Annotated in this window: 8 protein-coding genes; all 8 read right to left on the bottom strand. The window is 62.5% G+C overall.

Annotated elements, in window-relative coordinates:
- Positions 1–13 precede the first annotated feature (13 nt).
- Complete coding sequence (locus tag HMPREF3166_RS04840) at positions 14–2440, bottom strand: MMPL family transporter (RefSeq protein ID WP_070487925.1); 2427 nt, start codon at positions 2438–2440, stop codon at positions 14–16.
- Positions 2441–2523: 83 nt separating this feature from the next.
- Positions 2524–4170 (bottom strand): peptide chain release factor 3, encoded by a 1647-nt coding sequence (locus HMPREF3166_RS04835; RefSeq protein ID WP_034985922.1) that lies wholly within the window; start codon positions 4168–4170, stop codon positions 2524–2526.
- Between the two features lie 27 nt (positions 4171–4197).
- On the bottom strand, positions 4198–7182 hold the full coding sequence (locus tag HMPREF3166_RS04830) for an acyltransferase family protein (RefSeq protein ID WP_070487923.1): 2985 nt from the start codon (positions 7180–7182) through the stop codon (positions 4198–4200).
- A 114-nt stretch (positions 7183–7296) separates the two neighbouring features.
- Complete coding sequence (gene pth, locus HMPREF3166_RS04825; protein ID WP_070487921.1) at positions 7297–8031, bottom strand: aminoacyl-tRNA hydrolase; 735 nt, start codon at positions 8029–8031, stop codon at positions 7297–7299.
- Positions 8031–8612, bottom strand: a complete 582-nt coding sequence (gene pth / locus HMPREF3166_RS04820; protein WP_049049159.1) for an aminoacyl-tRNA hydrolase — start codon at positions 8610–8612, stop codon at positions 8031–8033. Before pth (HMPREF3166_RS04820) ends, pth (HMPREF3166_RS04825) begins: the two co-directional genes overlap by 1 nt.
- A 162-nt stretch (positions 8613–8774) precedes the next feature.
- Positions 8775–9419, bottom strand: coding sequence for a 50S ribosomal protein L25/general stress protein Ctc (locus HMPREF3166_RS04815; RefSeq protein WP_035004532.1), 645 nt, complete (start codon positions 9417–9419; stop codon positions 8775–8777).
- 279 nt (positions 9420–9698) lie between these two features.
- On the bottom strand, positions 9699–10670 hold the full coding sequence (locus tag HMPREF3166_RS04810; RefSeq protein WP_005293382.1) for a ribose-phosphate diphosphokinase: 972 nt from the start codon (positions 10668–10670) through the stop codon (positions 9699–9701).
- Positions 10671–10780: 110 nt separating this feature from the next.
- Entirely contained in the window at positions 10781–12310 is a 1530-nt protein-coding gene (gene glmU, locus HMPREF3166_RS04805; protein WP_049049157.1) for a bifunctional UDP-N-acetylglucosamine diphosphorylase/glucosamine-1-phosphate N-acetyltransferase GlmU, read from the bottom strand.
- Positions 12311–12334 lie beyond the last annotated feature (24 nt).

Below are 12334 nucleotides of genomic sequence, written 5' to 3'. Positions count from 1 at the left end.
CTCGAGTGACGACTTACTTTACGGCTGCCTGTGCGTCTCGCGGACCTGCTTCACTTGATTCGGTAAGTGTATCCGAAGTGCGGCTACCGTCAGCGTTCAATCCCACCAGGCTCTCGCCCTCGACGTCGACAGCGGGAATGATCTTCGCTAGCCACTTGGGGAACTTCCACGCGCGCTCACCGAGAAGGAACATCGTTGCTGGAATAAACGTCATGCGGACGATGAAGGCGTCAAAAAATACGGCGGCAGCCAGGGCAAAGCCCATCACCTTAATAAACGGCTCATCGGCCATCATGAAGGCGGCGAAGACCGAAATCATGATGAGCGCGGCTGCAGTGACCACGCGCGCGCCGTGCTTGAAACCGTTGGCGGTGGCGTTGCCGGCGGTCTTGCCGTGCGCCCAGCCCTCGCGCATGCGGGTAACCAGGAAGACCTGGTAGTCCATGGCCAGGCCAAAGACGATGCCGATCAGCATGATGGGCAGGAAGGAGATGATGGGCTGCGGGTCGTCGATGATGCCGCCGAAGCCCTCCTGCCACAGTGCGACGGTGACGCCGAACGTGGCGGCCACCGACAGGCCGAAGCCCAGTGCCGCGATCAGTGGCACCCAGATGGAACGGAAGACGACCATCAGCAGGATGAAAGCCAACACGAGGACGATGGCGATGTAGGGGATGAGGACGTCCGACAGGCGCTGTGAAATGTCCTCGTACATCGGGGTGACGCCGGTGATGGCGTAGGATGCGCCGGTCTTTTCGGTATAGCCGGCTTCCTCGGCGCGCATCTGCTCAAGGACATCGGCGGCACGGGCGTCCGTCGCGCCGTAGGACGGGGTGATCATCACCTGAGCCGCAGTACCCAGGTCGGCTGGGTTGCGCGGATCGCCGTTGGTCTGCACTACCTGGGCGTTCTCCACGCCTTCGGTGCCCTGGAGGGTCGCGACGGCCTCCTGGGTGGCGGCAGCCTTCTCCTTGTCGTTGAGGTCGGGGTATTCAACGAGGGCGACCATCGGGGCATTGCGGCCAGCTCCGAAGCCCTCCTCCGTCATTTCGTAGGCGACACGGTTGGGGGTGCCCTTGGCCATAGAACCATCGGAGGGCATGGCCAGACGCAGGTTCATTGCGGGGATGGCCAGCAGAATCAACAACACTGCAGAGCCTACCAACCACAGGGCGGGCTTCTTGCGGATGATGCGCACCCACTTCAGCCCCATGGTCGGCTTCTCGTTCTCTGGGTCCGGAGCCTTGACGAAAGGCGCGCGTCCTGCGAAGACCTTCGTGCCAATGAGGCCCATGATGGCGGGCAGAAGCGTGATCGCGACGATCACGGCAATGGCAACGGTACCGGCGGCGGCCAAGGCCATCGCGGTGAGGAACGGAATGTTGATGATGGACAGTGCTGCCAGTGCAATCAGGACCGTAAGGCCAGCGAAGACAACTGCGGAACCGGCCTTGCCGACTGCGAGGCCGGCCAGGTGGGCGCGTTCCTTGACGGGAATCGTCTTGAGTTTCTGGTGTAGTTCCTTCGGTTCCAGATCCTGGCCATCCACATGGGCGACCAGCTCGTTGCGGAAGCGGGAGAGGATAAACAGCGCATAGTCGATGCCCACGGCCAGGCCGATCATGGAGGCCAGGGTGGGGGTCATGGAGTTGATGCTGTCCGTGACGGAGGTGGCTGCCATGACGATGCCGATGCCGGTGCCCACACCAATCACTGCGGAGAGCAGCGGCAGGCCTGCAGCCACGAGGCTGCCAAAGGTGACGATCAGAACGATGGCAGCGACCGCCAGGCCGATGGCTTCGGAGGCCATGCTCATCTCCGGCTGCTGGAATGCGTTACCGCTCCATCCAACCTTGAGGTTGCCCTCGTTATTCTTTACTGCATCCTCGAACTTCTGCACATCCTCTGCGGGCACGTCTGCTGCAGTTTCCGCATCGAAGGAAACCTCGATGGTGCCAGTGCGCTTGTCGGGGCTCAGCGGGCTTAGAGCAGCGATGTCGGATGCAATCTGCTCCTTCGGCATTCCCTGCTTCTGCTTCATGGGAGCCATTTGCTGGTGCATGCCTTCGCTGGCCAGCACGGGGGAGACGAGCTTTTCCTTGTCCTTCAGGAAATCGAGCTCTTGCAGCGCCTGAAGGATGTCTTCGGTCGATTGTGCAGCCTCGCCCTCGGCAAGGGTTTGGCCTTCAGGAGCCTGTAGCACGAGCTTGCCCGTGGCTGCCTCTAACTGGTCAGAATCTTCGCCATTGGGGAACTCCTCTTTGATCCTCTCCTGAGTCTCAATGGATTCCAGACCAGGGATGGTGAAGGACTGCGAGGTTGGTTTGGTTAACAGTGCGGAGGCGGTGCCCACGCCGATCAGCACGATCAGCCAGACGGCGAGGAAGCGCCACTTGTGGAGGTAGGCGGAGCGGCCTACTCGATACAGGAATTTAGCCATGCGCAAAATATTTGCACAGAATGCGAAATATTACAAGGCTTGTGCAAATATTTCGATAGGGTCGCGACGAATCGCTACTCCGCCTAGTCGGCGACCAGAGTCTCCATCGTCAGCTCCGGGTGTTCCTTCTCCACGAAGGCTAACTTCCACTTGTCGCCGAACAGGGCAATCAGCTCCCCGTCCGTGCGGGTGAAGATCTCCACACCTCGCTGCTTGGCCAGCACCGGCGCGGACTCGGCGTCAGTACGACGGGCGACAGAGTAAGGGACGGGGTCGGCCACGGTCTCCACGTTGTACTCAACGTCCATCCGGGCCTGCATAACCTCGAACTGCATGGGGCCGACGGCGGCCATGACCGGGTTAGCGTCACCGCGAGCGTCGTTGCGCAGAATCTGCACAACACCTTCGGAATCCAGCTGCTCGAGGGCCTTGCGGAACTGCTTGTACTTGCCCAGGGACTTGGCTCGCAGCGTGCGGAAGTGCTCCGGAGCGAACTGCGGCATGGGCGGGAACTGCACCTTCTTGCCGGCGTAGATCGTGTCTCCCGGGGCGAGCGAACCAGCGTTGACCAGGCCCACAATGTCGCCAGGGTAGGCGGCCTCCACGGTGGCGCGGGTGCGACCGAAGACAGTCAGCGCATACTTCGTGGAGAAAGACCGGCCCGACTGCGCGTGTGTGACCTGCATGCCACGCTCGAACACGCCGGAGACTACGCGCATGAAAGCCAGGGAGTCGCGGTGGTTGCGATCCATGCCGGCCTGTACCTTGAACACCACGCCCGAAAAATCATCGGTGGGGTCGCGGTGCTCGTCCACCGCGACGGAGTTTCCGCCAGCGGCGGCCTCGAGCACCTTCGGGTCGGAATCGCGGCCCGCTGGGGCGGGCGCCAACGCGCAGAGGGTATCCAGAATCTGGTGCACGCCGAAGTTGAGCATCGCAGAGGCGAAGATCAGCGGGGAAGTGGTGCACTCCAGGAACAGCTCCTGGTCGTGTAGCGCGCCGTCGGCGGCCAGCAGCTCGACCTCTTCGGCGGCGGTTTCCCACACGTCCTCTTCCCGCTCTGCGGCCTGCTCCGGGGTGTAGTGCTCCTCCGGGGCGATGGTCGAACCACCGGCGGTGCGGAGGAAATGGATGTACTCCTCGGCCTCGCCGTCGTCGTTGATGCGCGCCAACCCGCGGAAGTCGCCGGCCTCGCCAACCGGCCAGAACAGGGGAGTGGGCTGCAGCTGGATCTCGTTGACGATCTCGTCCACCAGCTCCAGCGGGCTGCGGCCGGGGCGGTCCCACTTGTTCACGACGGTCACGATCGGCAGACCGCGGGCCTTGCACACGCGGAACAGCTTCAGCGTCTGCGGCTCCAGGCCCTTCGCGCCATCAATGAGCATCACTGCGGCATCCACGGCGGACAGAACTCGGTAGGTATCCTCCGAAAAGTCCGCGTGGCCAGGCGTATCGACAAGGTTGATCATGAAGGGCTCGCCGTCGTGACCCTCCGGGGCGTACTCAAACTGCAGCGCGGAGGAGGCGATGGAAATGCCACGGTCTTTTTCCATGTCCATCCAGTCGGAGACGGTGGACTTGCGGCCGGCCTTGCCGTGTACGGCGCCGGCCTCCTTGATCATGTGGGCGTGCAGCGCGAGCGCCTCGGTGAGGGTGGATTTACCGGCATCCGGGTGGGCGATGACGGCGAATGTGCGGCGGCGCGAGGCTTCGGATGCGGTTGAACTCATAATGCCCACAAGTCTAGCGGGTGGGCATTAGGCGCAGGTAGTCGTGGTCTTCTTCTCGTGGTTCGCGGCCTGGGCCAGCGCCTCGTCGAAGGATTTCGCGTATTCCTGCGCGCCCTCGGGCATCGGGTGCACACCATCCTCGAACAACAGATCCTGGTGGGACTGAGCATGGCCGCACCAGTCCGCGATGTAGACGTTGTCGTGCGCCTTGGCTGCGTCCAGCACTTCCTGGCGGGACTGCGCCATCCACTCACGATCGCCGTAAGGCATGGCCATGAAGATCTGGCGGTCGGGGCCGATGAGGTTGATCATCTCCTCCAACTGGTTCGGGAAGGCCGGGCCGTTGGTGCCGAAGCCGAGGAATATGTTCTTGCGCAACTTGCCGGAATCGTTCAGCTGCCGCAGCACGTCCATACCGGCGGTGTAGTGGCGGGAAACGTCCGCATCGATGTAGATGCCCGGGTAGTTGGTGTTCAGCGCTTCGCTGGCTGCCAGCATCACGGAGTCACCCACGGCGGTGATGTCCTTGCCCTGCACGGCCGCGGCCTTCTCTTCCTTCGGCGGCGGTGGAGTAGCGGGGGCGGGGGCATTGCCCTTGTTGGCCTCCTGGTTCATGCGCTGCAGTTGGTCCAGTTCCTGCTCCAGCTCGGTCTTGTCGTTGGAGTTCACCACGCCGTAGACCACACCGCCCACGCAAGCTACGACGAGCAGTGGCACAACAGGCCACGCGACCTTCTTGAACCCCTCGTTGATCTCGTGGAAGCTCGGGCGGGAAGCCCAGTAGTCCTTCCACGTCTGTTTGTAGCCGCGGCGGCGGAAGGGGTTTTCCACGTGCTGGTAGGAAATCTCGGAGATCAGCAGAGCGATCGGCACCGCTGCCAGCCCGAGAATCCACTTGTGGTCCATGTGACCGTCGGCGTCAAAAAGAGCACGCAGAATCATGATGACCGGCCAGTGCCACAGGTACAACGAGAACGAGCGTTGGCCGAGCCAGCGCATGACATTGGTGCGGAAGATCCACGTCAGCGGGCCGGTCTCGCGGATCACGCCCCAGATCATCAGCACGCCCAGCACACTGGTCAGCAGCAGGCCACCCTGGTAGGTCACCGCCAGGTCGTCGCCCATAAACAGCAGCTGGATGATGTAGCCGACAAGCGCCAGGGCACCGATGGCTCCGGCAACGCGAGCCTCAAACTTTCCTGCCGACGGCCAGGAATCCACTCGTGGATCGTTGCGCGTGGAGGTTACAGCCAGCGAGAGGAAAGCGCCGATGAGCAGGCCGAAAGCGTGCGTATCCGTACCGTAGTAGACGCGCGTCGGATCCTCGCCGGGGGTGAAAAGCAGCGCCATGGCCGCAGCGGAAAGCACGGCCAGCACCGCCGTGACCAGCATCGGGACGCGGCGTGGACTACGGCGGAGCCGGCGCTGGGTGAATACGAAGATTCCGAGTGTCACCAGCGGCCAGATGATGTAGAACTGCTCTTCGACCGCCAGCGACCAGTAGTGGGCGAAAACCTGGACCTCGTTTTCCGCAAAGTACGACTGGGAGGTGGCGATCTGCGTCCAGTTGTTGACGAAGAACAGCGTGCCCAGGAATTGCTCGCGGATGCCCACGGCGATGTCCCCACCTATGGCGGTGACGATTGCGGTGACGATAAACAGCGTGACCAGCGCGGCGGGGAGGATACGGCGGAAACGCCTGATCCAGAAGTCTTTCAGGCTGATCGTGTTGTTTACCCGGTACTCGCGCACCAGCAGCGAGGTGATCAGGAAGCCCGATAGGACGAAAAACAGGTCCACGCCCAGGTAGCCACCGGGCAGAATATCGCCGAAGAAGTGGTAGATCACCACGGCGAGCACGGCGAGGCCACGCAGGCCATCTAGTCCCTTCACCTGGCGCAGGCGCGCACGGCGATCCTTCTTAACCGTCTTGTTCTCGGGCGGGATCGCCAGCGCTTCCGGAACGTTGTTCTGCTGTGGCGCAGGGTGCTGCTGTGGTGCGGGGTGCTGCTGTGGTGCAGGTTGTGCCGTTGCCACCTGCTTTGGTTCGGGCAGATTCTTTGGTTGTGACGCCGACTTTTCCGCCGCTGGCGGTACCGGCTTCGGCTCCGTCTTCGCGGCTGGCTTGGGCGCTTGCTTCGCTGCGGGCGCCTGTGTGGGCTCCGGTTTGGGTACCGGCTTTTGCTCCGCTTTCGGCTTCGCGGGTGGCGTGGCCTTTGCTGCAGGCGCCTTCTTGGGAGCCTGCTTGGCAGCCGGTTTCTGTTCAGCCTTCGGCTTTGTAGTCGGCGTGGCCTTTGCTGCAGGCGCCTGCTTGGGAGCGGGCTTGGCGACCTGCTTGGGCGCCGTCTTCGCGGCCTCCTTGGGTGCAGGCTTCGCTGCGGGTGACTTCGCCGCTTGCTTGGGCTCCTGTTTGGGCTCCTGTTTGGGAGCAGGCTTCGCGGCGGCCGCCTCCTTGGCAGCCGGGGTCTTTCGCGTCGTGCCAGGGGCAGCCCCCGGGGCAGGCGGCGCACCTACGCTACCGAGTTTGATGGCCGGAGCAGCCGCAGCTGGCCGGGCAGTAGCAGCCTGCTTGGGGCTAGTGCTTGTCTGCTTCTTGTTTTTGTCTGTTTTAGGGGCCTTCGCAGTCGTAGTGGATTTCTTGGGATCCTGCGAGGCTGCGGTTGCCTTCGGCGGCTCCTGCCTCTGAGAAGCGGAAGCCTTTGGTGGCTTCGGAGCGGAGGGAGCCTTGGGGGCGCCGACTGCGGAGAGCTTGATCGGCGGCTGCGCGGGCTTCGCCGGAGCTACCTCCTTTGGTTCCGCCTTCGCAGGAGCCGCCTTTTTCGCCTCGGAAGGTTTGGAAGCCGCAGACGGTTTGGAGGCCGCTGACGGTTCGGAATTCGCAGACGGCTTAGAAGGCACAGAAGGCCCGGAAGGCGCACCAGATTTCTGGCGTTTCTGCTGGTCGGGAGACGACTTCGCTGAACCCGTTCGTGCGTTACGAACAGCGCGCAGTAGTCCAAAAACCTGCTTCACTTTGCATCTCCCAAAGGCAATATCGAGTGCATTGATTCATCAATACTAACGCTAGGAGGCTCGAAAACCCGCGAGTATTCTCGTTACTGCGCGCTACCTGCACCGCAGCATTTATTAGTGCTTGCGTGTGTGGATATCGTTTCGCGCAATGTCTGTGCCATTGTTCACGATGAGCGTCACTGAGTCCACCGAATCTTGAAGCGTGTTCTCCATCCACCCGCTCTCCAGGTCGATGTCTGCATCCTCGAACGGGCTCAAAACGAAATCAATCACAGATGTGCCCTTAGGCGGGCGGCCGATGCCCATGCGGACGCGCACGTAGTGCTGGGTGCCCAACTCAGCAGTCATTGAACGCAGCCCATTGTGGCCACCCTCGCCACCTTTATCCTTGATGCGCACCTGGCCAGTGGCGATGTCCAGCTCGTCGTGGCAGACAATGACCCGCCCCGCCGGCAGGCTCAAAGCAGAAGCCAGCGGCCCCACCGCCTCACCGGAATTGTTCATGTACGTCGTGGAGCGGAGCAGCACCACGGGGGTTTCCTCCACCGTGATCAACGCTGCATGAGCCTTCTGCCCCTCCACCGGCAGCCACTGCGCCTCATACCGCTCAACCAGACGATCAATCGGCCAATAGCCGATATTGTGCCGGGTTTCCGCGTACTTGGCACCGGGATTGCCCAGGCCGATCACAATCCATTCAGGGGCGAACTCTCGCAGCTGCTCGACGGTGAGCTTGGCACGCTTAACAGGCTTAGCTGGCCTAGCACCAGCACTTTTATCTACATGCGCCTGCGGTGCGGGGTTCTTTCGGAAAACGGAAAATAGAGATTGGAGGAAAGACACAGTCACTAGTTTCCCACACCGAGGGTGCGTTCAACCTCGTCGGCTGCGTCAGCGCACATGATCGCCACATCCGCCGCCTCCGACTTGGGGAAGGGCTTCAACACATAGGCCGCCGGATCCATGCGCCCGGGCGGCCGTCCAATGCCGCACGAAAGGCGCCAGTAGTCCTTCGTGCCCAGGGACTTCGTAATGGACTTCAACCCGTTATGCCCCTTGTCGCCACCGGACTGCCGCAGCTTCACCGCCCCCGGATCGCCCTCGAGGTCGTCGTAGGCGACGATGATGTTACCCGCCGGGATCTTGAAAAACGCCGCCAGCTGCTGCACCGGCCCGCCCGACACATTCATGTAGGTCCGCGGCTGCGCCAGCACCACCTTGCGCCCCGCGATAGTCACCTCGGCGATGTCCGTGTTCGTCTTCTTGTGGGCATTCAGGCTGGCTGCCGGTACCTGTCGATCCAGCAGTTCGCCGATCACCATTCGTCCAACGTTGTGCCTGGTATTGGCGTATTTATCGCCGGGGTTGCCCAGGCCGACGATCAGCCACGTGTCGCTGTTGGTGTGTTGTTTCTTGTTTGGTGACGCCACCGTCTCCCAGCCCTCTCTCTAGCTCACTGACGGTTATTGTACTGTCCACCCCGGACAGCCCCCGCGGCCGTGGGGTGGGCGTCAATAAAAAAGAGCAACAAAAAGGGCCACCCGGTGTGAAAAGTGCACGCGGAGTGGCCCAGTGTGTGAAGGGGGAGTGAATTACTCCTCGGACTCGCCCTCTGCAGACTCGTCCTCGGCTGCCTCGGCAGCCTCGCCCTCGGCGCCTTCGCCCTCCTCGTCAGGCTCCGGCAGTTCCTCTTCCTCCGGCTCCACAACGTTGATGATCAGGGTGTCTTCCTCGGATACCAGGGTTGCGTTGCCCGGCATCTGCAGGTCGCCGGCCAGAACCTGGTCGCCGATTTCCTTGCCCTCGATGTCGACGGTGATCTCTTCCGGAATGTTCAGAACGTCGGCCAGGATGGTGATGACGTCTGCCTCCTGGGTGACCAGGGCGCCCGGAGCAGGCTGACCAGTGAAGATAACCGGAACGTCAACCTCAACCTTCTCGCCGCGCTTAACGTTCAGCAGGTCAGCGTGGTCCACGTCCAGGGTCAGCACGTTCTGGTCCACAGCCTTGATCATGACCAGGTGGTCCTGGCCCTCGATCTCCAGCTCCAGAACGGCGTTCACGCCCTCGTTACGCAGGATTGCCTGGAACTCCAGGATGTCCACGTGAACGTGCATCGGGTCCAGCTTGTTGCCGTAGACAACAGCTGGAACGCGGAAGTCACGACGCAGGCGGCGGGAAGCGCCCTTGCCGAACTCGGTGCGCAGCTCGCCCTTCAGGCGGGTAATGTCAGCCATGATTTTCTCCTTCAAATTTTGTGTTTCAGATTGCTCTGAATCGCTCTTGCGTTTCTACCGCGGACATAAAAAATGCCGCGATATCTCGCGGCGTGTATGCATCCCACAGTTTCATTGGTCACGCACCCGCACACGAGCGGACTCGCTTTGAAAGGTTACGTCACACAAAAAGAAGGGGGAGTGTGCTTTTCGCGCCGATAACGGCCAAATTCTATGTAGGAATTCAGCCCTCGCCGAGATTCGAAAGTATGTTAGCACACCCCCAACCGGGGATTAAAACTACTCAAACAGCGTGGTCACGGAGCCATTCTCGAAGATCTCGTGAATGGTCTTGGCCACCAGTGGGGCGATCGGCAGAACCGTCAGGTTGTCCCAGCCCTCGGTGGACTGCGGCAGAGTATCGGTGGTGATGATCTCGCGGGCGCCACAGCTGCTCAGACGCTCGCGCGCCGGACCGCTGAATACGCCGTGGGTGGTGGCGATGATCACGTCGCCTGCACCAGCCTCGCGCAGCACGCCGACGGCGCCGGCGATGGTTCCACCGGTATCGATCATGTCGTCCAACAGTACACAGGTGCGCCCCTTCACGTCACCGACCACGCGGTTGGCGGTGACCTTGTTGGCCACGTCCACGTCGCGGGTCTTGTGGATGAACGCCAGCGGGGCATCGCCCAGCACGTTGGCCCACTTCTCGGCCACCTTCACGCGACCAGCGTCGGGGGAGACCACGCAGATGTTGTCCAGGTTGTAGTTGGCCTTCACGTAGTCGGTCAGGATCGGCATGGCGTGCATGTGATCCACCGGACCGTCGAAGAAGCCCTGGATCTGGTCGGTGTGCAGATCCACGGAGACGATGCGGTCCGCACCGGCGGTCTTCAGCAGGTCGGCAACCAGGCGGGCGGAGATCGGCTCGCGGCCGCGGTGCTTCTTGTCCTGGCGGGCGTAGGGGTAGAAGGGCAGGATCGCGGTGATGCGCTTGGCGGAGCCACGCTTTAGTGCATCGATCATGATCAGCTGCTCCATCAGCCAGTTATTCAGCGGCTGCGGGTGGGACTGCAGCACGAAGGCATCGGAACCGCGGACGGACTCTTCGAAGCGGACGAAGATCTCGCCGTTAGCGAAGTCGCGGGCGGTGGTCGGAGTGACCTCGATGCCCAATTCGCGGGCAACAGCCTCCCCCAATTCCGGATGAGCCCGGCCGCTAAACAGCATCAGGTTCTTTTGATTGTCGATCCAGTGGGTGGTGGACACTTGTGCTTTAACCTTCCGGTCGAAGAGCTGGACTATTCACTTTTACTAGGCGCTCCCTATTTTAGGGCGCGCCCAGACATATCAACAAAAACCAGCGTAGCTTGCGTGCGCTACTTCTGGTCTGCCTGCTGGTCTGCCTGCGGTGTGGAAGCCGGGGAACCACCTTCCGCCACACGCTTGGCTGCGGCCTCGCCGGCCTCCGCCGCCGGGGTTCCGGGGCGCTTCTTAGCCACCCAGCCCTCGACGTTGCGCTGCTTGCCGCCGGATACCACCAGCGCGCCCGGTGGCACGTCTTCCTTGATGACGGTGCCGGCGCCAGAGTAGGCACCATCGCCCACGACGACCGGGGCGATGAACATCGAATCGGAACCGGTGCGCACGTGGGAACCTACGGTGGTGTGGTGCTTGTTCACACCGTCGTAGTTCACGAACACGCTAGAGGCGCCGATGTTGGAGTACTCGCCGATCGTCGCATCGCCGACGTAGGTCAGGTGCGGGACCTTCGAGCCGCGACCGATGTTCGCCTTCTTCGCCTCGACGAAGCCGCCGAGCTTGCCATCTTCGCCCAGCACCGTGCCGGGGCGGATGTAGGTGAAGGGGCCTACCTCGGCGCGCGGGCCGATGGTGGAATCGAACCCGTGGGTGCGCACCACCTGCGCGCCTTCGCCGACCGTGACGTTTTCCAGAGTGGTATCCGGCCCGATCTGCGCGTTATCGCCGATGGTGGTGGTGCCCAGCAGCTGCGTTCCCGGCAGGATGGTGACGTCCTGGCCGACCTGTACGTCCACGTCGATCCAGGTCGTCGCCGGGTCCACGACGGTGGCCCCGCCCCGCATCGCGGCGGTCACGGTGCGGCGGTTGAGTTCAGCGCCGGCGGCGGCAAGCTGTACTCGGTCGTTGACGCCCGCGAGTTCCGCCGCGTCGGCGGCAATGTGGGCCCGAACGGGGTGACCCGCCCGGCGGGCGATGCTCAGCACGTCCGTCAAGTACAGCTCGCCCTGGGCGTTATCCGTGTTCAACTGCGCCAGGCCATCGCGCAGGATGGCCGCGTCGAAGGCGAACACGCCGGAGTTAACCTCGGTGATTGCCTTCTGCTTTTCCGTCGCGTCCTTTTCCTCCACGATGGCGGTAACCATGCCGTCGTTGGTGCGCAGGATTCGACCGTAGCCGGTGGGGTTGTCCTGGTTGACGGAGAGCACGGTCACGCTGGCGCCGTCGTGGGTGGCAGTAAGTTCCTGCAGGGTCTCCGGAGACAGCAGTGGCACGTCCGCGTTGGTGACCACTACGGTGCCCTCGAAGCCCTCCAGCTCCTCCATTGCGCACTGCACGGCGTGGCCGGTGCCGTTCTGCTGCTCCTGGATCGCAGTGTCGATGCTGCGCCCCAGCTGCTCGGCTACCTCTTCCACCGCCGGGCCGACCTGCTCGCGCCCGTGGCCGATAACAGCCACGATGCGGGCGGGGTCGATGCCAGCGGCAGCGTGCAGGCTGTGGGAAAGCAGGGTGCGCCCGCCGATGGAGTGCAGGGTCTTTTGGGTTGCGGACTTCATCCGCGTGCCCGCCCCTGCGGCCAGTACGATCACTGCCACAGGCTTGTCTTGGGCCTTTGGTTGAGCTTCGGGGTTCTGAGCAGCATCAGTCACGTTGTTGGCATTCCTTACTTTCGG

The sequence above is a fragment of the Corynebacterium sp. HMSC08A12 genome, from assembly GCF_001807485.1.
GTDB lineage: Bacteria > Actinomycetota > Actinomycetes > Mycobacteriales > Mycobacteriaceae > Corynebacterium > Corynebacterium evansiae.
The sequence above is the reverse complement of the archived record's forward strand: the minus strand, read 5'-3'. Positions and strand labels throughout refer to the sequence as shown.

Excerpts from the sequence above, each read along its gene's own strand:
- HMPREF3166_RS04840 (WP_070487925.1), bottom strand. The coding sequence starts at position 2,440 with ATGGCTAAATTCCTGTATCGAGTAGGCCGCTCCGCCTACCTCCACAAG.
- HMPREF3166_RS04835 (WP_034985922.1), bottom strand. The coding sequence starts at position 4,170 with ATGAGTTCAACCGCATCCGAAGCCTCGCGCCGCCGCACATTCGCCGTC.
- HMPREF3166_RS04815 (WP_035004532.1), bottom strand. The coding sequence starts at position 9,419 with ATGGCTGACATTACCCGCCTGAAGGGCGAGCTGCGCACCGAGTTCGGC.